Origin of the sequence: Amphritea atlantica (assembly GCF_900111095.1) — a bacterium.
GTDB classification, from domain to species: domain Bacteria; phylum Pseudomonadota; class Gammaproteobacteria; order Pseudomonadales; family Balneatricaceae; genus Amphritea; species Amphritea atlantica.
Genome location: NZ_FOGB01000008.1, coordinates 75,275 through 99,710, shown reverse-complemented (window position 1 = coordinate 99,710; position 24,436 = coordinate 75,275). Strand labels below are relative to the sequence as shown.

The following is a 24,436-nucleotide window of genomic DNA, read 5'->3' as shown; positions in this document are numbered from 1 at the left end:
TAATGAGCGCACCCAAAACAGCTGGCCAGGTTCATCTGCATCAGGAAGGTAATATCGCGGTTATCACCCTCGATAATCCTCCGGTTAACAGCAGCACTGATGCGGTGAGAAGAGGTATTCTCGCCGCACTGGACGCGATTGATCTCAGCCAGACAAAAGCAGTCGTGCTGACCGGCGCGGGTAACAATCTGATGGCAGGCGCGGATCTGCGTGAGCTCGAAAACGAGCCCACCGAACCCACTCTGCCGCAGGTCACCAGCGCACTTGAAAGCTGCCCGGTGCCCGTTATTGCTGTGGTAAAAGGCCACACCCTCGGTGGTGGTCTGGAGCTGGCGCTGGCGTGTGATTTTCGCCTGGCTGATGCCGCTGCTACTCTTGGGCTACCCGAAGTATCCGTGGGTGTTGTTCCCGGCGCAGGTGGTACTCAACGCCTGCCCCGGGCAATAGGTCTGCCTGCTGCGCTGGATATGATTGTCTCTGGTAAACCGGTTAAAGCGGCTAAAGCAATTGAGCTGGGCCTGGTGGACCAGTTACTCAGTGAAACTGAAGCCGAGGCCCAGTACACAGAAATTCTGACCTACGCGCAAAACTACAACAGTGGTAAGCACCCACTGAGTCAGCGAGAGGTGGCTCCTGCCGATGAAGCAGAGCTTCAGGCACAGGCGAAAAAGCTGATCTCCCGTTCCCGCGGGCTGCCTGCTGCAGCCGCTGCCGCAGAAGTAGTGCTCACCGCTGGAAAACTCAGTTTTGCTGAAGCGGTTGCGGCAGAGCGCAGCCAGTTTCTCGCCCTGCGAGGCAGTCAGGCGGCACAGGCTCTGCGCTACCTGTTCTTTGCTGAGCGTGCTGAACCCTATACTCCCAGCCAGGCCATTGAGCCCCGCCCACTGAAACGGGTATCCGTAATTGGTGCCGGAACCATGGGAAGCGGCATCGCCCTCTGTGTGCTCAATTGCGGCTATAGCGTTGACCTGCTGGAGCTTAATCCTGATGCTCTCGAAGCCGGTGTTAAACGTATTGAAGCCGAGCTGGAGGGTGACATTAAGCGCCAGCGGCTGACCGCCGAAAAGCGTGATGCCTTGCTGGCACGGTTGAATCCAACCCAGGATATCAATAGCGTTGCAGGCACCGATCTGGTGATTGAAGCGATCATTGAAGATCTGGACGTAAAACGTTCACTGTTCAAAAACCTGGCCGAACGGGTGGATGAAAATACCCTGTTGGCAACCAATACCTCCTATCTGGATATCGACCAGATCGCCGCTGATATCCCTAACCCGGAACGGGTTCTGGGGCTTCACTTCTTCAGCCCGGCTCACCGTATGCCATTACTGGAAGTGGTTAAAAGTGCCGCCACCAGCGAGCAGACCCTGACCACCGCCAGCGCTTTTGCCAAACGGCTGAAAAAGAAAGCCATTGTGGTGACCAATTCATGGGGGTTTGTAGGCAACCGTCTCTACGCAGCGTATCGCCGTCAGTGCGAATTCCTGCTGGAAGAAGGCGCCAGCCCTGAACAGATCGATGCCGCTCTGGAAGCTTACGGCTTTGCGATGGGTCCATTTAAGGTCGGCGATATGTCCGGCCTGGATATCGCCTGGAGAATGCGCCAGCAGACAGCCGACACCCGGCATCTGCGCCGCTATGTTGGCATCCCTGATCTGCTTTGTGAAGCCAACCGTCTGGGGCGTAAAACCGCCAAGGGTTACTATCTGTATGGCGACGATAATCGTCCTCAGCCTGATCCTGAAGTGGCACGCATTATTGCCAACTACCGGGCGGAAAACGGTATCGAAGCGAAACCTTTCAGTGATGAAGAGATTCAGCAACGTGCGGTGATTGCCCTGATCAACGAAGCGTTGATGCTTCTTAGTGAAGGCGTTTGTCAACGTGCTGCAGATATCGACATTGCACTGGCACACGGCTACGGCTTCCCTCGCTGGAGAGGTGGCCCGATCTTTATTGCACAACAGATGGGTCATGACGCCCTGAATAACGCCCTTGATCAACTGGCTGCCGTTAGCGGTAAAGGCCACGCACGCGGCGACGCAAACTTGCTACCCCCTAACGCTGACGCAGCTGAGGAGTGATACCAATGTCAGAAGCTCTGATATGTGATGCAATCCGTACCCCATTTGGCCGCTTTACCGGTGGTCTGTCCTCAATCCGTACCGATGATCTGGCAGCACTGCCGATTCAGGAACTGATTAAACGTAATCCGGATCTCGACTGGGGTCTGATTGACGATGTTATTTACGGCTGTGCCAACCAGGCCGGTGAAGACAACCGTAACGTTGCCCGTATGGCGGCATTGCTGGCAGGTCTGCCCGTCACGGTGCCGGGTTCTACCATCAATCGCCTGTGCGGTTCTGGTCTTGATGCTGTCGGCAGTGCCGCCCGCGCCCTGCGTTGTGGCGAAGCTCAACTGATGGTTGCCGGTGGTGTAGAAAGTATGAGCCGTTCTCCCTATGTGATGGCCAAGTCCGATAAACCGTTTGGCCGTAGTCAGCAACTGGAAGACACCACCATTGGCTGGCGCTTAGTCAACCCGAAGATGAAGACTCTCCATGGCGTCGATGCCCTGACTCTGACAGCCGAAAACGTCGCCGACGAAGAGGGCGTTTCGCGGGAAGACCAGGACAGCTTTGCCCTGCGCAGTCAACAGAACTGGAAAAAAGCCCAGGATGCCGGCTTCTTTGCGAAAGAAACCATGAGCGTCACTGTCACACAGCCACGTAAGCCGGAACAGATTATCTCGGTTGATGAGCACGCCCGTCCGGACACCACACCTGAAATCCAGGCTAAATTGAAAGGGGTTGTCAGGGAGGGAGGGTCCGTCACCGCTGGAAACTCATCAGGTATCAACGATGGTGCCTGTGCCCTGCTGATGGCGACACCTGAAGCAGCCAGGCAGCACGGTCTGACACCACGTGCGCGCATCGTGGGCATGGCAACCGCCGGTGTGCCACCTCGTATCATGGGGATGGGCCCAGTACCAGCAGTCGAGAAAGTGATGCAACTGACAGGCTTATCCCTGGCGCAGATGGATGTCATTGAGTTCAACGAAGCCTTTGCGGCCCAGGCGCTGGCAGTTTGCCGACGACTGGGGCTGGGGGATAATGATCCCCGGGTTAACCCTAATGGTGGTGCAATCGCTATCGGCCATCCGCTGGGGGCTTCAGGTTCACGTCTGGTAACAACCGCCCTGAACCAACTGGAACATATTGAAGGACGCTATGCGCTTTGTAGTATGTGTGTCGGTGTGGGTCAGGGTATTGCCCTGATTATTGAACGCATGTAAAGGTCGCCCTTTGGATAGGTCAGTATCCCTCAGGTGCTGACCTGTCTTTTTTAAAAAGAACAGACCGAATTCTTCGGGGAAGCTCATCAGAGACTCCCCTATTCCTGTTGCTGTCAAAAAATGTACCATAAAAAATATTATCTATTATTTTTCATATAGATAGATGCATTTTTAGCATAAATATATCGACTCAATACATTATTCATTTCCCCTCCTGTCTGTTAATTTTTTCACCTATAAATAAAACAAAAGAAAGAAGGTAATGACTTAATGAAACTAAAATCCTATGCAACCTGCGCACTCCTCTCTCTATTTCCGCTAGCCTCTCAGGCCGTTGAGCTTGGTACTTATCAAGGCGTAAAACTTGATTTAGGACTACAGATCAACCGCGCCCTGATGTATGCCGATGATGGCAGCACAAATGAGACGTTCTTTGTCGATAATGACAACAGCAGCACCCGTTTCAATCTGAAAGCTCAGTCTGATCTTGACGACAAGATTAGTGTTGGCGCTCTGTTTGAGGTTGAATACCAGTCCAACCCATCCAACCTTGTTGATATGCAAACCAAAACTACGGCATCACCAACGCTGGACGAGCGGAAGATGGAAGCCTGGATCTCATCGAAGGAGTATGGTCGTCTGACCATTGGTCAGGGATCCGGTGCCGCCGATGGCAATATGGAGCGTGAACTTTCAGGTACCAATATTATCAACTGGCCAAACCCAACGCTGGTTGGTGGCGCACTGAAGTTCGGTGGTACAGGTCCAACAATCAAAAGCACTATGTCAAACCTGGATTTTGAGGGTCGCTATGACCGTCTGCGCTATGACGCACCGAAGTTTGGCCCGATCTCACTGGCGGTAAGCCAGGGCACAAATAAAGGTAATGATGTCTCTGAAATCGGCGCCCGCCTGAAAACCAAGCTTGACTCAGGTATTCAACTGGATGGGGCTCTGGGTTATTCCTATAACTCCGGTGCAACCTACGACACCAAAACGTTTGGCGGTTCTTTCGCTATCGCAATGGAAAATGGCCTCAATGCCGCGGTTGCAGCAGGGAAATCCAGCGATGACAATGCAGCAAATCCAGACTCTAAGTTCCAGTCTGTCAGCGTAGGTTATAAGAGCGGTAAGCATGCGGTTAACGTACTCTACGCAGTTGCCAAAGACCGTGCGATGAAAGATGACAAGAGCACTTCTGTAGGTGTGGGTTACGTTTACCATCCACAAAAATGGATGGATCTTTACGCCGGTTATAAGGTCCACAGCCTTGACCGTAGCGGAACAAACTATGACGATATCTCTACATTAACGACAGGTATCCGTCTGAAGTTTTAATCCCTGACCCGGGACAGCCAGACGCCCCCCTTCCGTCGGGCTGTTCCCCTCCAAAGCAACGCTAAACTAGCAGCAAGTCCCACCTCTGCCAGCGCCTTCAACCGCCAGAACCCAGGCCGTAGCCATTACAATTAGTAATGGACTGTCCAATATTTCATCTGCGTAATCCCTTTCAACATCCGTTATGATTACCTGAGACATAACACCGCAGAATAAAATAAATAATGTAAGGTGCGCACTCCCCCTGCGATCAGGCTGGCAAGCTAACCAGCTGAACCTGATTTACCCGCACCTTCCTGAAGCCATACCAACTCAACCATTCTAATAATAAACAGAGGTATGACATGGACATAAAGAAACTGAGAGGTTTCAGAGCTGTTGTTAACAGTGGATCCATAGCCACTGCGGCGGAATGGATGCATCTGAGTCAGTCCGCCATGAGTCGGCTGATCTCCAGTCTTGAGGATGAACTTCATCTACAGCTGTTTGAGCGCCGTAATAGACGAGTCGAACTGACAATAGAAGGCGCTGCTTTCTATTCAGAGACAGAAAGGCTGCTGGCAGGGCTGGATGATATTCCACGTATTGTCAGTGATATTAAGAGCGCCAAATCCCGGCGTTTGCGAATTGTGGCTCTACAACGGGTGGCCACCAGCCTGGTCGCCCCGGCGCTGGCAAGATTTTCATCAACCCACCCCCAGCAACGCTTTTCAGTGGATATTCGCCACCGGGCAGATATGGAACGCTGGATCGGCAGCGAATATTACGATATTGGTCTGTGCGTTTCTCTCCCCTGTGAGCACCCGCAGATCCGCAGCGAAAAACTCTATAGCAGCCGAATTATGGCTGCCCTGCCACTCAACCATCCACTGGCCAGAGAAAAACAGGTGACCGCAGGGCAGTTAGCTGATTATCCGCTGATCGGACTCGAACAGGGCCAACCCCCACGTCGGCACTCAGATGAAATCTTCAGCAATGCCGGTATTGATATCGAATATACCCTGGAAACGACTTCCAGCGTCTTTGCCATTCAGATGGTGGCGAAGGGGATGGGGATCTTTATAACGGATGCTCCGGGCGCTGCTAACGCCCATGATGGAAGTTATGTTCTGGTGCCAATTACACCGGCCTACGAACTGACCTTTGCTGCAATCTATCCCAGGAGCAGTTCCCCCTCCCCCATGGTTGGCGAGATTATTTTCGAGTTTAAACACTACATTCAGCAGCATTTCCCGTCCGATCAGGTGTGGATTCCAGACAATTGAACCCACTTTGTTTAAGTGACAACAGGCCCAATTACTTATTGGAATCAACCGCAGCAAGCCGCTTGCTACGTCGATGAATCAGGGCCAGCATCCAGGGGACATTGGGCAGTATCATAAAAATCCTTACCAGGTGGAAGGCGGTAATCAACGCCACATCCTCGTGTAAAAACTGCGCGGTCAGAGCCATCTCTGTCACGCTTCCCGGTGCGGCACCCAGCACCAGCGCTCGCCAGCTCATCTCGCTAAACTGCGCCACCACAACCGCTACTGCTGCACCGGAAAGAATCAGCAGTGAAGCGGTAACACAGATACCGGTAACCAGGCGACCCGCTCGCTGAAACAGCTCACGCCTGAATGTTGAACCCAGCCAGGTGCCAAGCAACACCTGCCCCAGCGCCAGCACCTCATAAGGATAAGGTGATACCGGAATAATTCCCGACGCTGAAGCGGTACAGGAAAACGCCAGCGCGCCCAAAAAGAAGGGACTGTTTATCTTCAATACATAAAACAGAGCGCAGGTGGCCGCAGCCCCCAGACTGACACAGAGCATACCGAAATAGTTCAGTTCCACACCTACGGGCTTCTGCCCCACAGGGGCCGTATCAGAAAGATAGTAGAGAGCCATCGGGATGATAATCACAATGGTCGAAATCCGTAATGTCTGGGCAAAGATCACCGGGCCAGGATCACCACCATATACCCTGGCCAGATTACCCATCTCTACCGGACCACCTGGCAGACAGGAGAGGAACGCTGTTACCGGGTCTGCGCCAGTCATTTTTTGCAACAAACGCGACAGCAGGAACCCCAGGAAAATAGTCGCCAGAGCGACCCCCAGAATAGCGATACCGTGCCCCAACACCGCATTCACGGACTCTCCGGTGAAATGCAGCCCAACCTGAACGGCAATAATCATCTGTCCCAGAGGACGAGTGCGTACAGGGATATCTACCGGACGGATAAACATATTGACCAGAGCGGTACTGACCAGTGGGCCGATCATCCAGGGCAGAGGCAGATGTAAACGGGCCGCAGTGTAGCCCGTTAAAACTGCCAATATGTAGCAACCGATTAATTGTATAAACCGTTTATAAGTCATGGAACTGATACCTGATAGCACGCCACTGCAGATAGAACCGGATTAAGTGTCGCCTGCGCCACTGTGGCTAATAAAGCGTTATATAGAAACCGAACCGCTATCCACCTCAGAAAAACCAAGGCCAGAAAAGGATGGGAGAATAATGACCAATTATATCGCTTAAAAACGAACTGAATATTGCGTCCAATGCATCTATATATGCATATTTATCATGCGGTTATCTTGTGCAAACAACTGAGCATGCCAACCGCTCAGGCAGAAACCTTCAAGTGGATTACCTTTAAACCCCTGAGTGCTGGCGATGCTCAGGTTCGCTCTACCGAGTGGCTGGTTAACGAACTTGCCTAACGTACCGGCGGCGACCACAAAATCAAAATGTATTGGGGCGGCAGCCTTGCCAAAGCCAAGGAGATACCTGGCGCACTGGGGACAGGACTGGGCGACTTCGGTGATATCATTACGCCCGCTTTCCGGATACATTTGTACTTAACAATGCAGTCGGCTGCTTTATCCTGCAATCTAACACTACCCTTGAGATTGCTACCCCGATCTATGAATCAGGTACCATCGGCACAAAATCCGATGCCAAGCCCTTATCGATTGGTGGCGGAAAGCTATGCTCACCGCCGTCAACACTGTTGGGGATTTTCGCTATCAGCTGCGGGGCGGGCAGCTCTCAGAGGGCTTTGTGGGAGCCGCCCAATTGGGCAGATATTACTCACTGGACCTGGCTTTATCTGCTATTAATTTCGATAAGCTCAGGGTGGTTGATTTAACCTCTCGCGTAACGACATAAATATAATAGCGATCAATGCCTATCTCTTCATCGAGCAACTGCTCAATCAGGTTTTGAAAATCAGTCAGGGAGTTGGTGATGACTTTCATCACATAGTCGCAACCTCCACCGGTCGCGCTGCACTCTATGATCTCATCAACGCTCAGAATACGTTTTTCAAACCGCTCAAAATTTGACCGGTTATGCGCCTTTAATGAAACGGTGACATAAACCTTGGTCAGATCGAGAATCTTATCGATGGCAATGTCGCCCCGAAACCCCTTTATAAGCCCCGCCTTTTTGAGCTTATCCAGCCGCATCCAGCATGGCGTTGGTGATAGGCTGACCAATTCCGAAAGTCTGGATTTGCTGATCTGTCCGTGCTGCTGCACGGCACTCAGAATACGAACATCCACCGCATCTAAAATGACTTTTTTCATATTTTTTGACTACATAATGAATCCCAATCCAAAGGTCGAGTCTACCCAGCTGCCGAAACCAGAGCAAATGCTATATGTCATCATCGTGGATACATTGACGACACCGACATTGCAGGTTTACCCATTTGCACCGGCTGCGGTATCGACAGTATAGCTAAGTATAAAAAAGGCCCCTGAGGGGCCAGAATATAGGTGCTCTCGCACTCAGGAAGATAACACTGTTCACCACGTCCCACAGTGTTGTAAAAACCAAAGCGGATCGCCGGGTTACCGGGCTCATCTGCAGGCTGCAGGACTCATTAATCGCTCAGAGTCGATGGTTAATGCCCGGGGAAGACAACCGTTTTATTACCATTCAGGAAACAGCGATCCTCTACATGCAGCTTTATCGCCCTGGCCAGTGTTACCCGCTCAGTATCGCGCCCTTTTGCCACCAGTCGCTCGGGTGTATAGGTGTGATCCACCGGTTCCACGCCCTGAGTGATGATGGGACCTTCGTCCAGATCTTCGCTCACATAGTGTGCGGTGGCCCCGACCAGCTTGACCCCTTTATCGTATGCCTGATGGTAAGGCTTGGCACCTTTGAAACCCGGTAGTAGTGAGTGATGAATATTGATAGCCCGTCCATGTAGCTTCTTGCACATATCCTCAGACAGTACCTGCATATAGCGCGCCAGCACAACAAGATCGGCTCCGGTTTCCTGGATGATCTGCCACATCTGCGCCTCCTGCTCTGCCTTGGTTTCTGCGGTCACCGGCAGGTGGTAATAAGGAATATTGTACCAATCGGCCTGCTTTTTCAGATCAGGGTGGTTTGAGATGATCGCTGGAATCTCGATATTAAGTGCACCGGTGCTATAGCGATGCAGCAGATCCTGCAGACAATGATCATATTTGGATACCAGAATCACCACCTTTGCGGGAATCGCCAGATCACGCAGCTCCCATTTGACTTCATAGGCTTCAGCCCGGTCGGCAAGTTGGCTACGCAGATCCGCTTCCGAAAATTCCCCGTTACCCCGATAATTAAATTCAACACGGAAGAAAAAACGGTCGGTATCGGCATCATCAAAAGTATGCATCTCGTATGCATAACAGTCGTTTCGATACAGGCTGCTAATGATCAGATCCAGGACACCCAGCTTGGTTTGAGAACTGCCGGTAAGGATATAGGTTGTTGTATTTGTAGTCATTCTACGAGTCCTTAAATTTTCACTGGCCATACTGATAATGCCGGAGAAGTCGGTTGCGGATGAAGCTCTGCTCAACGTGCCTGCTTATCGCACCATCAATTGGCCGATTGTTTAATACCGGGGAAACCGGGATACCCGGATTCATTCACTTCCTGCAAAAAACTGAAATGAACGCAACGGGTGATATAAGCCATCGAACACTGGGAAGCATTGATGGCTCAACCATCGGAATCAGGTCGCCGCTATTGTCTTTTTCGGATCAAAGAATGGCGTTTCCACCACGGTGGCGGTTGCTACTCCACTGGGTAGCACAACCTCAAAGGTTGTCCCCGGCTCAGCAAACTCTGCGCTGACCATCGCCAGGGCAATATTTTGTTCCAGACGTGGCGAGAACACTGCGGATGTCACCTTGCCCACCTGTTGACCCTCTTTTTCCAGCATCCAGAAGCGGGTGTTCGGTCCTGTCAGGGCCGGAGCATCGATCACCAGACCCACCTGTTTGCGTGTCACGCCTGCGTCACGGATTCGCTTCAGCGCAGCTTTACCAATAAAATCGGCATCCATATCCAGCTCAACCAGGCGGTCCAGACCCAGCTCGTATGGATTGGTGTTGATATCCATATCCGCGTGGTAAGACAGCATACCGCCCTCAATGCGACGGATTGACGATGTATGACCCGGCTGTAAACCAAACGGAGCACCGGCTGCCATAATCTTTTCCCACAGCTCATCCCCCTTCGAACCATCCTGCAGATACAGTTCATAGCCCAGTTCGCTTGACCAGCCGGTCCGGGACACGATCAGAGGAATGCCATCCAGATCGTATTCACGCAGCCAGTAATACTTCAGGTCGGTGATGCTGTCGCCGAACAGGGCTTTCATGATTTCACCGGACTTCGGCCCCTGCAGCTGCAACGGAGAGACATCCGGTTCACGAATGGTGACATCCAGACCGGAGTTCACCGCAACGCCTTGCGCCCACAGTAAAATGTCGCTGTCGGCCAGGGAGATCCAGAAGCGGTTTTCTGCAAGACGCAGCAGGATAGGATCGTTCAGAATCCCGCCCTCAGCATTGGTGATCAGTACATACTTACACTGCCCTACAGCACACTTGGACAGGTCACGCGGCGTCAGTAACTGGGCAAACTGTGCGGCGTCGGGACCGGTAATCTCCACCTGACGTTCAACCGCTACATCACACAGGATGGCATCGTTCACCAGGTTCCAGAAGTTCTGCTCCGGGTTGCCGAAATCGCGGGGAATATACATATGGTTATACACCGAGAAACCTTTAGCGCCCCAGCGCACGGTTGCATCAAAATAGGGGGATTTACGAATCTGTGTGCCAAAGCCAAATTCTTCTTGTTGTTGTGTCGCCATTTTCCAGTCCTCAAAATGTTCAATCCCGCCCGGTATGACAAAATTGAACCGTACTTAAATCGTTTGATCAGCGTAAATAATATGAGCAATTCACGGATGAAAGGGCCTAAAGAGATGGTACAAAAATGCAAAAACGGTCTTGTTTTAAGCGCATATTAGTCTGTTTGGACTATGCTCAGACGCACCGCAGAATAGGGCTTTAAACGGATCTGAACAGGCATGTGTAAAACTATGGATAAACAGAAAACCGGGATGCCGGTTTTAGAAATAGCAGAAAGGTGATGCTGCGACCCCGCCGCGATGAGGATCGATGCGGTGTTCTGACAAAGCAGTATAGCGGGATGAGTATTAGCGCTGTCACCAGCGCTCATTCCGGATGGATCAGATACCCCTCACTCAGCTGAAACGACTGCGTCCAGCGCTGGGCCATGATCCGTTGTGATGGACTATGATCAGACCGTAAGCCCATGGGGCTCAGGGAGAGCACTGGCCCGACAGCACGCGGTGACCGTGTTGGCCAATAAACAGGCAATCGTCATCGGGCCAACGCCTCCGGGAACCGGAGTAATTGCACCTGCGACCTCTTTGGCAGCGTCGAAATCTACATCCCCGACAAGCCGTGTTGTGCCGTCGCTTTTCTCTATACGATTGATACCCACATCGATCACTGTAGCCCCCGGTTTGATCCATCCCCCCTCAATGAACAGAGGCCGTCCCACCGCGGCAACCACGATATCGGCATTGGCCACCAGTTCACGCAGATTTCGTGTCCGCGAGTGTGCCACGGTTACTGTGCAACTCTCTCTCAACAGCAGTTGCGCCATCGGCTTGCCGACAATATTAGAACGCCCGATCACTAAAGCATTCTGGCCCGACAAATTGCCACAATACTCACGCAGCATCATCAGACACCCCAAAGGGGTGCAGGGCACCATCGCTTGCTGTCCTGTCGCCAGCAGACCCGCATTAGAGATATGAAATCCGTCCACGTCTTTGGCAGGATCGATGGCATTAATCACTAATGCTTCATCGATATGCTCAGGCAGTGGTAACTGAACCAGAATGCCGTGAACAGCCGGATCGCTATTAAGCTGATCAATCAGTGCCAGCAGTTCCGCTTCGGTTGTATCAACAGCCAGTTTATGCTGATAAGAGTTCATACCCGCCTCAACGGTTTGCTTAGCCTTGGAGCGCACATAAACCTGAGAGGCAGGATCCTCACCTACCAGCACTACTGCCAGACCTGGAGTGATGTTGTGTTGTTGTTTCAAATAGGCTGTATGCTCAGCGACTCTTTCGCGTAATGCAACGGCGAAATTCTTACCATCGATGATCTGTGCAGTCATGTTGTTCTTCTCATTTAGCGCTCAGCGAAAGTGGGCCGAAAACCTGTAAAGCAGCGCCCTGATTCCTGTTGTGTAACACGCCCCTGTCATGGGGCTGTAGCTACAGATATATATGGATCAATCTCAGTCTGCTGAAGCTGGCCGGCCAGCGCTGCCACCATTTTCAGAGACCCAGACTGCATTATTCCTGATCCCCCCCAATGGGAAGAAATGTACCTGCTCAACGCCAAAACCGGGATGACGTTCTTTGTGAGCAGCAAGCTCGGTTAATAACTCTGTGGGCTCATAGGGCAGAAGTAACTTCCCGACATCCTTTGCCCTGCGTTGCAGAACCCGCATGCTAGGCCCGACACCACATGACAAGGCATATTTTATCAGGGTATGCAGCTTAGCCGGTCCCGCCACGCCAATATGGATGGGCAGATCAACCCCTTCCGCTGCCAGCCTGTCAGCCCAGGCAATTACCGGAGCAGACTCAAAGCAGAACTGAGTGGTAATCGCCACACGCGCATCCGTCCGCTCGAAGAAAGCCTTTTTCCATTTCATCGCTTGCATCACCATTCGGTCGGAACCATCAGGATCTATATCCCGGTTCCCTTCAGGGTGGCCAGCTATGTGCAAGTTGCTGAATCCATCGAAGAGACCCGTTTCCAGCAACTGCATAGAATCCTTAAATTCACCCACCGGAGTGTTCAGGCCACCACCCAGAAGCAGCGCCTGATTAACACCTGCCTCGCCCTGATAACGGGCGATCCATTCGGCGAGCTCATTATACCCTGTAATCAGGCGCGCTGGAAAATGTGGCATAACCTCAAATCCCTCATCGGTCAGACGTCGTGCGGTATGGACCATATCCTCAATGAAAGTTCCATCGATATGAGCAATATACACGCGGGTACCGGTGGGCAGGATATCGCGAAAGCATTCCACATTCCCAGCAGTCCGAGGCATCACCTCAATCGAATAGCCGCTTAAAAATTTCTCCAGCAGGGGGGAGGTTGGATCCACTGTAGCAGTCTCAGTGGATTTGTGAAGAAATGATAACAGCCCCATAAAATCGCCCTTCTGTTTGCCAGGGTGGTCAACCCTGCTATTTATAATTGATAACCCTCTGCAGGCATCGGCAATCAGGTCTTGCCGTCAGCCCAGACACCCTTTACACCTGAACCAGTTGATTCGTCACTAGAGGGATTTTCGAATCTGTGTGTCAAAGCCAACAAAATGTTCAATCCCACCCGATACGACAAAATTGAACCGTACTTAAATCGTTTGATCAGCGTAAATAATATGAGGTAATGGCAGATAGAAGGGCCTAAAGCACTGCGGTAAAACTGAATAATCAGTCTTGTTTTGAAGCCGTTTTAGACCATTTGGACTACAGCCGGAGACAACATTTTATCCAGAGAGAACATCAGTAGAAGGATTGGCGGGTAAAGGTTAAAACAGACACAGGAATTCAGGGCTCAGACGTCGGGCAAGCTGGCCTCATCCAGCAACCACTCACGAAACTGCCGGGCAATATCCCGTTCATTATTTGGCCCGGCACTGACAACATAGTACGCCTGATCACAGTGCATCGGATGATCAATCACTACCTGCAGTTTTTCTGCAGCAAGCTCTGCCTGTAGCAGCGCTTTACTACCCAGCAGCAAGCCTTGTCCGGACAGCGCCGCTTCAAGTGTCAGCAGGCCGTTGCCAAAACGCAGTTCTCGCAGGGAACCGATATGCTCCGATGCCTGCTGTAAAAACCATTCATGCCAGCCGCAGGAATCTTTAAAACGTGACAGCGTACTGTCCCATAACAGCGTTTGCTTGCCCAATGACTCTGCACTCTTAAGACTGGCAGTAAGCTCTGCCGTCCCCATCGGCACTAACTCCAGACTCATTAAGCGTTGTGGGGCAAGATCCTTATAATCGCCATACCCCAGGCGTACAGAGACATCGATACCCGCCCGCTTTAGCTGAGATCCTTCGAAGTCACTATGACGACACTTATCCACCGTATGCAGACTGGCCTGTAACCGCACTTCCGCTTCCGGACAGCGAGCATAAAAACGGTGCAGGCGTGGCACGATCCATTTAGTCGCGAACAGGGGTTCTGCACACACGGTCACGACACTCCGCTCTTCACTGAAGAGGCGGATATTGTCGACGGCTTGTTGCAATGTTTTGAAGCCTTCATGCAGCTCAGGCAACGCTGCACGTGCGGCGGGGGTCAGGCTGACCCGACGGTGGTGACGGACAAACAGTTCGACTCCCAGATAGGCTTCCAGCGCCTTGATCTGATGACTGATCGCCGCAGGGGTAACATTTAGCTCCTGAGCAGCCTTAGCGAAACTTTTAGTGCGGCTGGCAACCTCAAAATATGAGAGAGCGATCATCGGGGGGAGTCGAGACATAGAATCTGCCCTTAGAAAAAACGAGAGTCATCAACGGGGTACGGCTGTACCCCAATACGATAACAGACTGCTAACTATAATAGCTTATCACCTCCATGACTATTATTTACCGACAGTGATGCAGCAGCTCCCCTGCTTGGATATTTTAATTACACGCCTGCCTGAGGTCTCAGTTGTTGACGCAATGCAAACTTCTGGATTTTTCCGGTTGAGGTGGTTGGCAGGCTACCTAATACAATCCGCTTAGGTGCTTTGAAACGGCTCATGTTATTGCGGCAAAAATCAATGATTGCCGCTTCACTCAGCTCGCTACCGGGGCGTAATTGTACAAACGCCGCAGGCACTTCACCCCACTTTTCATCCGGCATAGCCACAACCGCAGCAAGCTCCACTTCAGGGTGTCGCTGGATGATATCCTCAACTTCCAGAGAGGATATATTCTCACCGCCCGAAATGATGACATCTTTGGAGCGGTCGGTAATTTTGATATAGCCATCAGCATGCACTACCGCTAAGTCACCGGTATGGAACCAGCCATCGGCAAACGCCTCCTCGGTGGCGGTCTCGTTATGGAGATAACCCTTCATAACAATATTGCCCCGGAACATGATTTCCCCCACCGTGGTGCCATCGGCTGGCACCGGCTGCATTGTCTGCGGATCGAGTACGGTGATCTCCTCCTGTAGTGGATAGCTCACCCCCTGCCGGCCGTTAAGTACCACCTGTTCGTCAAGTGAGCGCTCTGCCCAGTCATCCTGCTTAACGCATACCGAAGCAGGGCCGTAAGTCTCAGTCAAACCATAGACATGGGTCAGCTCAAATCCAAGTCGCTCCATCCGTTCCAGAACTGCAGCTGGCGGTGCGGCACCGGCAATCAATCCACAGACCTTGTGATCGATCGAGGTTTCCTGAGTGACGGCAGCATCGGCAATCATCGAATGGACGATTGGAGCACCACAATAATGGGTGACATGATGCTGTCGCATCAGTTGATGAATTTTTTCCGCATCAACTTTACGCAGGCAGACACTGGTTCCACCGATCGCAGCCAGTGTCCAGGGAAAACACCAGCCATTGCAATGAAACATTGGCAGAGTCCACAGATATACCACCTTTGAAGGTAAGCTCCATGACATTGTATTGCTGACGGCATTCAGATAAGCACCACGATGGTGAGTGACCACGCCTTTGGGATTTCCGGTGGTGCCGGAGGTATAGCCCAGCGCAATGGCATCCCACTCATCGGCTGGCAGTTTCCACTCAGTTTCTTCTGGCTGTTCAGCCAGTAATGCTTCATATTCAAAATCGCCAAGCAGCCGCCCTCCCTCATAGCCAGAGTCAGCAACGTTGATAACAATCGGGGCATCTCCTTCGACCAGAGTCAGCGCTTTCTCGATGACATCGGCATACTCTGTATCCACCAGTAAAAGCCGCGTGCGGCTGTGGTTAAGAATAAAACCTATCGCTTCAGCATCCAGGCGAATATTGATTGCATTCAGCACGGCACCAACCATAGGCACGCCAAAATGAGCCTCATACATGGCGGGAATATTTGGCAGCATGGCTGACACTGTGTCGCCGCGGCCAATACCAAACTGCTGCAACAGCGAGGCTAACTGGCAGCAGCGGCCATAGGTCTGGCGCCAGGAATAGACTTTATCGTCGTATATCACAGCAGACCTGTCCGGATACACCGCTGCGGCCCGCTTAATAAAGCTGAGTGGCGACAGTGCGACATAGTTAGCCGTGTTTTTCTCCAGCGCCTGATTGAATGCACATTGCTCGGTCATTTTATTGTTACTCTTGTGTAAGACTCATCAGCGACCTCTACGTCAGATAAGCTATCTCACCTGCGCCAGTAAAGTATGTCTGATAACGTCAATATCTAATGCTAAATTCATTGAAAGCCAGTAAAACCAGCAGATCCACACTGGCTTTCTCAGATAAAAACCTCAGCCCGCCGGCTTTTCCCAGACCGGTGCCCGTTTGGCAAGAAAGGCATCAATACCTTCGCCCGCGTCGGGACTCATCATATTATCCGCCATAACATTGCCGGCAAATTCATAGGCATCAGCCAGCGACATCTGGCGTTGCGGATTAAACATCGATTTGCCAAACCGGACAGCAGAAGGACTCTTACTGAGAATTTTTTCGATTTTTTCCGTAACGGCGTTATCCAGATCCGCATCATCAACCACACTGCTGATCAGCCCCCATTCCAGCGCGGTATCGGCATCAATAATATCGCCGGTCACCAGCAGATCGAATGCCCGCTTAGGTGAGATATTGCGTGACAGGGCAACCGCCGGGGTTGAACAGAACAACCCCACATTAATGCCCGGAACGGCGAATCGGGCCGACCTGGCCGCGATCACCAGATCACAGCTGGCGACCAGCTGACAGCCTGCAGCGGCGGCGATACCACCGACCTTTGCAACGACTGGTACTGGCAGATTAAGGATGCTCTGCATCACCTGACCACAACGACGAAACAGCTCCTGATAGTAACTATGCGTTGGGTTGCTGCGCATCTCTTGCAGATCGTGCCCGGCACAAAACCCACGCCCCTCAGCACTCAGGACGACACACTGTACGGTGGGATCAGCAGCAATACTATCTAGTTCCTGCTGTAGTGAAGCCAGCATCGCTTCTGACAAGGTATTTAATTTATCCGGCCGGTTTAATGAGAGAAAAACGGCACCCTTCTCATCGCTACGCAGCAAAATACTCTCGTTTAACTGATTAGTATTCATAGAATCCCTCACAAAATATCAACTGTTAAGAATGATTGATCTCAACACTGGCTGTGACAGAGTTTCTGATAAAGCAGTTTTTATGTGCATTGGCATGGATTTTCGCAATGGTTTGCTGATCGGGCTGTTTATCACCGGCGAATGTCACACTGGGGGAAAGAACGATACGGGTAATTTCCATACCGCCTTTAGCGTTCTTTTCAAGATATCCCTCAGGAACGTCTTCGTATGATTCAACCTGGAACCCCTGAAACTCTGCGATCGCCAGGAAAAACAGCATATGGCAGCTGGAAACAGCGCTCACCAGCATCTGCTCGGGATCTGCACAGTTCGGATCTCCCTTAAACTCCGTCGAGGCCGATACCTTAAGCTGCTGATCTCCATTCAGGCTGACCTGATGATTGCGCGAGTACGTCGCTGAATCAGAACGGTGGGGGTTGTGTTGCCAGTTAATTTTTGCTTGATGTACAGACATAACAGAAGATCTCTTTACTGAGTTACTTTATGCCCACCTTAGAAAAACCACCTATCGCTGTAAAACGATCTTTCCTAACCGAAACGATTAGCTATGCTAACCCAGAGCGGAAACCAACAATCGCCATGATCACCCAGATATATTGATATATGGCCGGCAAACGCCATACAGCTGCATTACAATACCTAAACAGAATCGGTAGAACTCATCGTTTTACCCACTACCCCACACTAAGATCGCCGGCTAACAGCTGATAATAGATATGTAGCTTCATTGACCTGAATATAATTTGTCATAAGCACAGACAGACAATGCAACCAATATCTATATAAAAACTGGGGGAGTTCACCGCACCTGGTTCCTATCATGTGTCCGATACAAAAAAGCCCGATCGTCAGACCAGGCTTTATCGTTTTCAATTTATGCTGAATTCAGCTGAAAGAGAGATGATCGCCGCTTCTGCTTTTATCCTGACACGCTAATGCGTAGCTTTCTGTTTCAGGCGCATAAATTTAAGCTTCTGCTGATCGGCTTCAGCACAAATACTCAACAGGTCATCAATAAAATGATGCAGTGCCCGCCGCTCAATCTGTCTGATCTTTTCCTGCTGTGTCTCTGTTAGCATGTGATACATACTGGCCGCGCCAAAGTCACCAAATATGATATTCGCATCCTCGTCATACAGGGTGTTATGGGCATACAGATCACCATGACAGACCTGCTGATCATGCAAATGATTGAAGACACTCACCATCTGCTGCACAATTTTATCGATCTGTTCGATCGATAGCGAAACACCCTCGGGGAAGTTGTCACGGGTACAACTCTGAAAACAGGGCGGCAATCCCAGGTTACGATAGTGCGGTGGAATCAGGTTCATGATCAGCGCCAGATAGCCATTTTCATCCACCTGCGCCAATGGCTTAACCAGATTGGGATGCTCTCCAGCCTTTAAACAGGCATGCAGTTCATCTTCCGGATAGCCATCAGAGGTCACCTCACCTTTGAATACCTTCACCGCTATCTCATCAGGAAAGTGGGTTTGATCCTCATTCCACACCGCTTTTGAAATCACACCTGATGCCCCCTGCCCCAACACTTCCTGCAGGGTAAAGCTGGATGACTGCATTAGCGGAACAGATTCAATCCTCAGGTCTGAGCGACTGAATGGATTACCCGAGAACGCAATCCAGGCGAGTTTCGGCAGATCAAGCAACTGTTCAGGGCATTCACTCAACTGGTTAGCAGAGATACGCACTAGCTCAAGGTTGGTTAACTTAGCCATACTCTTCGGCAGATCGGTTAAGCGATTACCCGCTAAGGCTAACTTTTGTAACCGGGGCCGCTCGCCCAGCGTCTCTGGCAGAGTTTCAATCCGGTTGTCCGTTAAGATTAGCCAGCGTAACCGGGGTGGTAGAGAGTTTTCCGGCACCCGGCTTATTCTGTTCGCTTTAAACCCCACCATCTCCAGATTAGTGCACTCACCCAGCACCTCTGGCAGCGTTTCAAAACGATTATTTGAAGCAAACAAGATTTTAAGCTTATGCAGCTGTCTCAGCTCATCCGGCAATGCATCCAACCGGTTGTGGGACAGGTCAAGAATTTCCAGAGTATCCGCCAGCGACAGAATATCCATGGGGAAAGTGGTCAAATTTTCTGACAATTTCAGGTGCTGAATACCCGCTAATTCGCCGGATTTTAACTGCGCAAGTGTATGCAAAATAGTGAACCCATGGTGAGTCTGAGACAAAATTGCGGCTAGTATACAAGCGTTATCAGGGGGGCTCTAGGGGAATCGGGGGAATGGGGGGAATGGGGGGAATGGGGGATATTGTTCAGGGCTTAGACGAAGCCCATATTCCAAACATAAAAAAGCCCGGTGGTTAAACCAGGCTTTTTCGTTATTTATTAGATGATCGAAAGTGTCGGCCAGTAAGCTAACCGTTATATCGAATGATCTGAGCTTTCACACCATCTATTTCAAGTCTCCCGAGTTGCCTTAAAGCATTGTCTAGTAACGGGTATAGGCCAAGCGGGTAAAGACTCTTACCTCGATCCTCATAGATCATATACCTGCATTAAGTAGGCTTTGCTCTGGGTAAACACTTTGGCGCAACACCTAACGGGCAACCATTGTCATCATAAACTTCATACTGCATTGTGAATCTCTTCGTGTCTCACGACATGAAAGTTGATAACACTTGGATAGTGTTATCGCGAAACATATAAGTTAAGACATCTGATGTCAAACCTATCAATACAGCAAGTAAATGGACTGAAGGAGGCTTAGCCCCTCCCTATTGTTTTGGGTTCTACCCCATTGATGAAGACCCATGGCTGAATATCTGAGATCATAAAACGACTAGCAGAAAGCACCTACTCATAGCCCACCCTGTAAATAAGGATAATATTAAGATTAAAAGGCTTAGTATAAAGTTCTATCGGATGTAAACGGATTACTACACAAGGAGAGACAATGAGTTCCTTATTGTTACCCTTCGCTAAACATATTCCAACAGGGAAAACAGTAGCACCTGAGGAAGTAGATCGAGGCAACGCCTGTGATTGCGAGTGCTTATTTTGTGGCGCGCCAATGCAAGCAAGACAAGGCTCTGAAAAAGCCTACCATTTCGCACATCAACCTAAGAAAGTAGATGATGACCATCCTTGTCCTGCGAGCTTTGCCCGCTGTATCTTCTGGATGGCTAAGCGGATACTAGAAGAAGGCTCTGAGATTTCACTCCCTGAATACAAGGTAGTACATTCAGATAGTTTTCTTGGTCTGGAAAAAGAGTACTTAATAACTGAAGCTAAGCGTTTGCCATACAGACTGAACAACTTTCCAAACATCTCAGATTCTCCTAGCGACAAGATCAGGATTGAAATCAGTATCAACGGACACCCCTTAAACCTCGTTATGGCTGACAGTAAGCACTATCTACGCCCCAACGAAGCCACCGTTCGTATATCAATGAATTTCCTTGCAGACACTTACAAAGAGCAATCGAAAGGCTTCCTGAGTGCTATGCGAGAACTCATGCTTGACTCAGTACAAGCTAAAGAATGGCTATTCCATTCCAAGTCCAGACAAGATCAACGCAAAAGAGAATTCGAAGACCTAGTACAGGCTAAAAGAGACCTGATAGAGGCAAAAAAACAGGCAAAGCTGCAAGAAGCTAACCGAGCAAATGAGCTAAGAGAGCAACGACTCCGAGAAAGAAGTGATCCTCAAATTGCCGAGAACATAGCTAGACGCCTGAATGATCTTATTAGAATTGCCAAATATGCCTCTGAAGCTGGCGCCAAATCCGGCTGGCAATGCTGTTCCTGCTACGCTGTCAGAACAACAAAACTTAAGCAATGCATTCACTGTGGTCAGTCCGAGTCACTGCCTTTCGACTTCAGTGAAGACAATATGTCAAACCTAGAGAACAAGTTCTATTGCGGGAACTACGCCGCCAAATCTCTCGCTGCAGCCCCTTTTCTAATATTCTGACAGTGACCTGCCGCCGCCGGTACAACCTGGTATAGGTGTGAGGGAGGGGTTACTCATCGTTTCACTCCTCGCCCTTCGGGCTATCGTCGCAGGCTCCGATGTGGTCTCGCTTCGCTCGGCTCGAACCCTGTCGAGGGTCCTCGTCCACTCCCATCTCCAGCCACTAATTAGCACATACAAAAATGCCCAGTCAGAGACTGGGCATTTTTGTATGAATTAGATGGCGGTGAGGGAGGGATTCGAACCCTCGATACCTTGCGGTATACACACTTTCCAGGCGTGCTCCTTCGGCCACTCGGACACCTCACCACGTATGTTGTTTACGCTGTCCTTTCAGACTTATAACCTGCACGCCTGCGTGCTCGTTACCATCGTCGTAAACTCCGATGTTCTCTCCGGCTTCGCCTCCGAGTCAACCACTCGGACACCTCACCACGTATGTTGTTTACGCTGTCCTTTCAGACTTATAACCTGCACGCCTGCGTGCTCGTTACCATCGTCGTAAACTCCGATGTTCTCTGCGGCTTCGCCTCCGAGTCAACCGCTCGGACACCTCACCACGTATGTTGCTTACGCTGTCTTTTCAGACTTATAACCTGCACATCTGGGTGCGGGTTAACGCCGTCGTAAACCTCGGCGTTCTCTCTGATGCCGATATCAGAGGCCGCGTACTTTAATAGAATTCAGGACTTAAATCAAACATCTGGAACGGTTTTTAACGACTTTTTTCGGATTCGTTGAAAACCGCAACCTAACCGGGATTTCAGCGACTTAAAAAAGAAAACCCCGCCTGGGATGGCTCCGCAGGCGGGGTAAGTTTGGCTGTTAAAAGATAAGGGGTGGGACATACCCCAATGGGCTATCTTTTAATCAGCCTGACGACGCAGGAATGCTGGGATATCCAGAAACTCCATATCATCCGTACCTGTTTTACGTGACTCTGACGCAGGCTCCGGCTCAACCACAGGGTTATCCTGAGCACGGACAGAATCGTTGCGATTACGCATAACGGTTGGCAGCTCAAGCTGGCTGTAATCACTGACTGCGCTGGCGGCACGACGGGAACCTGAAGCAGACGAGCCATTACTGACCACCCGGATATCCTGCTTTTCAGCACCACCCAGCCCGGTTGCCACGACAGTGACTTTAATCTCATCAGACATCTCAGGGTCGATAACGGTGCCGATCACAACAGTCGCGCTATCTGAAGCAAACTCTTCGATTACCTGACCCACATCGCTGAACTCGCCAAGACCTAGATCCAGACCAGCGGTGATATTCACCAGAATACCGCGAGCCCCCATCAGGTCGACATCTTCCAGCAGCGGACTGCGCACAGCGGCTTCGGCGGCTTCAATGGCACGATTATCACCGCGGGCTGAGCCGGTACCCATCATTGATGTGCCCATCTCAGACATCACCGTGCGTACGTCTGCAAAGTCGACGTTGATCATACCCGGGCGGATAATCAGATCAGAGATCCCCTGCACCGCCCCTTTAAGGACATCATTCGCTTCGTCGAACGCTTTCATCAGGGTGCAGTTTTTACCCAGTACCTGCAGCAGTTTTTCGTTGGGCACGATAATCAGCGAGTCGACATGCTCGGACAGCTCTTTGATCCCCTGTTCGGCGATCAGCATCCGCTTCTTACCCTCGAACGGGAACGGCTTGGTCACCACAGCAACCGTCAGAATACCCAGCTCTTTGGCCACTTCAGCAACGATTGGCGCCGCACCGGTACCGGTACCACCACCCATTCCCGCGGTGATAAACACCATATCAGCACCGCTGAGCATCTCCAGAATCTGCTCACGGTCTTCCATCGCCGCTTCACGACCGATATCCGGATTAGCACCCGCACCCAGCCCCTTGGTGATTTCGCCACCCAGCTGCAGGACGTTGCGCGAGCCCATATTGTTGAGAGCCTGCGCATCGGTATTGGCACAGATAAATTCGACCCCATCAACCTCCGATGAGACCATGTGCTGTACGGCATTACCACCGCCACCACCGACGCCAATCACCTTAATGACGGCGTTCTGCGCGATGTTATTAACTAATTCAAACATGTCCCTTATCCTCCAGGTTCAGTGCCCAACCCGCACCTGTTGTATTGCTTATGTTACGTTCTAAAAATTCCCCTGAAACCAGGCTTTCATCCGGTTCAGTATGTTCTCTTTTTCTGGTTCATCATCATCAACCGGGACGGCATCCCCCTGATGATGACTATCCTGTTTGGCGTATTGCAACAGACCGATGCCGGTGGCGTAGATCGGGCTGTTAAGGATATCTCCCATGCCCCGCACACCTTTTGGCAACGCCAGTCGCACCGGCATATGGAAGATCTCTTCCGCCAGCTCCACCGCCCCTTCCATCTTCGCCGTGCCCCCGGTCAGTACTATCCCTGCGGCCACCAGATCTTCAAAACCGCTGCGACGCAGTTCCGCCTGCACCAGGGTGAACAGTTCGTCATAGCGCGGTTCAACCACCTCTGCCAGCGCCTGCCGCGACAGATCCCGTGCCGGACGATCACCGACACTGGGCACCTTGATGGTGTCCTCGGCGCTGGCCAGCTGGGCCAGCGCACAGGCATATTTGATCTTGATCTCTTCCGCATGGGGTGTCGGTGTGCGCAGCGCCATGGCAATATCGTTGGTCACCTGATCACCGGCGATCGGGATCACCGCGGTATGGCGGATCGCGCCACCGGTGAAGATAGCGATATCGGTGGTACCGCCCCCCATATCCACCATGCAGACACCCAGCTCTTTCTCATCCTCGGTCAGCACCGAGTAACTGGATGCCAGTTGTTCCAGCACCGCGTTATCCACCGCCAGACCACAGCGTTTAACGCACTTCTCAATGTTCTGCACCGCATTCACCGCGCCGGTCACCAGATGTACTTTGGCTTCCAGTCGCACCCCGGACATCCCCAGCGGTTCGCGAATGCCCTCCTGGTTATCGATAACATACTCCTGCGGCAGGATATGCAAAATCTTCTGATCGGCAGGAATCGCTACCGCCCGGGCCGCATCAATCACCCGTTCCAGATCATGTTCCATCACTTCGCCGTCGCGGACGGCAACGATACCGTGGGAGTTCATGCTGTTGATATGACTGCCGGCGACCCCCACCGTCACCGAGTGGATCTTGCAGCCCGCCATCAGCTCGGCCTCTTCCAC

Annotated in this window: 19 protein-coding genes, 1 tRNA gene and 1 other RNA gene; 6 read left to right on the top strand and 15 right to left on the bottom strand. The window is 51.3% G+C overall.

Translation table 11 applies throughout. The features are described 5' to 3' along the window. The first annotated feature begins 2 nt into the window (after window positions 1-2). The 4 genes from BMY09_RS13935 to BMY09_RS13920 all read left to right on the top strand — a co-directional run bounded on the left by BMY09_RS13935 (window position 3) and on the right by BMY09_RS13920 (window position 5,898). Complete coding sequence (locus BMY09_RS13935; protein WP_091359439.1) at window positions 3-2,084, top strand: 3-hydroxyacyl-CoA dehydrogenase NAD-binding domain-containing protein; 2,082 nt, start codon at window positions 3-5, stop codon at window positions 2,082-2,084. 5 nt (window positions 2,085-2,089) lie between these two features. Further along, window positions 2,090-3,295, top strand: coding sequence for a 3-oxoadipyl-CoA thiolase (gene pcaF, locus BMY09_RS13930; protein WP_091359436.1), 1,206 nt, complete (start codon window positions 2,090-2,092; stop codon window positions 3,293-3,295). A 270-nt stretch (window positions 3,296-3,565) separates the two neighbouring features. Further along, window positions 3,566-4,633 carry a porin gene (locus tag BMY09_RS13925; protein ID WP_091359435.1) on the top strand — a complete coding sequence of 356 codons (1,068 nt, stop codon included), beginning with the start codon at window positions 3,566-3,568 and terminating at the stop codon, window positions 4,631-4,633. 344 nt (window positions 4,634-4,977) lie between these two features. Then, a complete protein-coding gene (locus tag BMY09_RS13920) occupies window positions 4,978-5,898 on the top strand; it encodes a LysR family transcriptional regulator (RefSeq protein WP_091359432.1) in 921 nt (306 codons plus the stop codon). A 31-nt stretch (window positions 5,899-5,929) separates the two neighbouring features. Here the strand turns inward: BMY09_RS13920 and BMY09_RS13915 are convergent, their stop codons facing one another. Further along, window positions 5,930-6,955: an AbrB family transcriptional regulator gene (locus BMY09_RS13915; RefSeq protein ID WP_175483544.1), complete on the bottom strand. Its 1,026-nt coding sequence runs from the start codon at window positions 6,953-6,955 to the stop codon at window positions 5,930-5,932. Between the two features lie 240 nt (window positions 6,956-7,195). Between BMY09_RS13915 and BMY09_RS22210 the strand changes: the two genes are divergently transcribed. Further along, window positions 7,196-7,345, top strand: coding sequence for a hypothetical protein (locus tag BMY09_RS22210; RefSeq protein WP_175483543.1), 150 nt, complete (start codon window positions 7,196-7,198; stop codon window positions 7,343-7,345). Between the two features lie 366 nt (window positions 7,346-7,711). Here BMY09_RS22210 and BMY09_RS13905 read toward each other — a convergent pair whose 3' ends face one another. The 10 genes from BMY09_RS13905 to BMY09_RS13860 all read right to left on the bottom strand — a co-directional run bounded on the left by BMY09_RS13905 (window position 7,712) and on the right by BMY09_RS13860 (window position 19,421). Then, on the bottom strand, window positions 7,712-8,212 hold the full coding sequence (locus tag BMY09_RS13905) for an Lrp/AsnC family transcriptional regulator (protein WP_091359424.1): 501 nt from the start codon (window positions 8,210-8,212) through the stop codon (window positions 7,712-7,714). A gap of 320 nt (window positions 8,213-8,532) precedes the next feature. Next, a complete protein-coding gene (gene purU, locus BMY09_RS13900) occupies window positions 8,533-9,405 on the bottom strand; it encodes a formyltetrahydrofolate deformylase (RefSeq protein WP_091359421.1) in 873 nt (290 codons plus the stop codon). A gap of 231 nt (window positions 9,406-9,636) precedes the next feature. Beyond that, the gene (locus BMY09_RS13895) at window positions 9,637-10,785 is read right to left on the bottom strand and encodes a glycine cleavage T C-terminal barrel domain-containing protein (RefSeq protein WP_091359417.1); all 1,149 of its coding nucleotides are present in this window, start codon (window positions 10,783-10,785) and stop codon (window positions 9,637-9,639) included. Between the two features lie 452 nt (window positions 10,786-11,237). Continuing rightward, window positions 11,238-12,131 (bottom strand): bifunctional methylenetetrahydrofolate dehydrogenase/methenyltetrahydrofolate cyclohydrolase FolD, encoded by an 894-nt coding sequence (gene folD / locus BMY09_RS13890; RefSeq protein WP_091359414.1) that lies wholly within the window; start codon window positions 12,129-12,131, stop codon window positions 11,238-11,240. A gap of 123 nt (window positions 12,132-12,254) precedes the next feature. Continuing rightward, window positions 12,255-13,184, bottom strand: coding sequence for a methylenetetrahydrofolate reductase (locus BMY09_RS13885; RefSeq protein ID WP_091359411.1), 930 nt, complete (start codon window positions 13,182-13,184; stop codon window positions 12,255-12,257). A 410-nt stretch (window positions 13,185-13,594) separates the two neighbouring features. Beyond that, window positions 13,595-14,530, bottom strand: a complete 936-nt coding sequence (locus tag BMY09_RS13880) for a LysR family transcriptional regulator (protein ID WP_091359408.1) — start codon at window positions 14,528-14,530, stop codon at window positions 13,595-13,597. A gap of 149 nt (window positions 14,531-14,679) precedes the next feature. Next, window positions 14,680-16,320, bottom strand: coding sequence for an acyl-CoA synthetase (locus BMY09_RS13875; protein ID WP_091359405.1), 1,641 nt, complete (start codon window positions 16,318-16,320; stop codon window positions 14,680-14,682). A gap of 162 nt (window positions 16,321-16,482) precedes the next feature. Beyond that, window positions 16,483-17,283, bottom strand: a complete 801-nt coding sequence (locus tag BMY09_RS13870; RefSeq protein ID WP_091359402.1) for an enoyl-CoA hydratase — start codon at window positions 17,281-17,283, stop codon at window positions 16,483-16,485. 25 nt (window positions 17,284-17,308) lie between these two features. Then, window positions 17,309-17,758: an OsmC family protein gene (locus BMY09_RS13865; RefSeq protein WP_091359398.1), complete on the bottom strand. Its 450-nt coding sequence runs from the start codon at window positions 17,756-17,758 to the stop codon at window positions 17,309-17,311. A 478-nt stretch (window positions 17,759-18,236) separates the two neighbouring features. Further along, window positions 18,237-19,421, bottom strand: coding sequence for a leucine-rich repeat-containing protein kinase family protein (locus tag BMY09_RS13860; protein WP_245756591.1), 1,185 nt, complete (start codon window positions 19,419-19,421; stop codon window positions 18,237-18,239). Between the two features lie 813 nt (window positions 19,422-20,234). On the opposite strand from BMY09_RS13860, the gene BMY09_RS13855 reads away from it, so the two are divergent. Continuing rightward, window positions 20,235-21,254, top strand: coding sequence for a hypothetical protein (locus tag BMY09_RS13855; RefSeq protein WP_091359392.1), 1,020 nt, complete (start codon window positions 20,235-20,237; stop codon window positions 21,252-21,254). A 32-nt stretch (window positions 21,255-21,286) separates the two neighbouring features. Here the strand turns inward: BMY09_RS13855 and BMY09_RS13850 are convergent. The 4 genes from BMY09_RS13850 to ftsA form a co-directional block, all read right to left on the bottom strand. After that, window positions 21,287-21,420: non-coding RNA, RtT sRNA (locus tag BMY09_RS13850), on the bottom strand. A gap of 55 nt (window positions 21,421-21,475) precedes the next feature. Then, window positions 21,476-21,563 (bottom strand) — tRNA-Ser (locus tag BMY09_RS13845). A gap of 557 nt (window positions 21,564-22,120) precedes the next feature. Continuing rightward, a complete protein-coding gene (gene ftsZ, locus BMY09_RS13840; RefSeq protein ID WP_091359388.1) occupies window positions 22,121-23,323 on the bottom strand; it encodes a cell division protein FtsZ in 1,203 nt (400 codons plus the stop codon). A gap of 60 nt (window positions 23,324-23,383) precedes the next feature. Beyond that, window positions 23,384-24,436: cell division protein FtsA (gene ftsA, locus BMY09_RS22285; RefSeq protein ID WP_217647445.1), on the bottom strand; the 1,053-nt coding region annotated here is incomplete at its 5' end.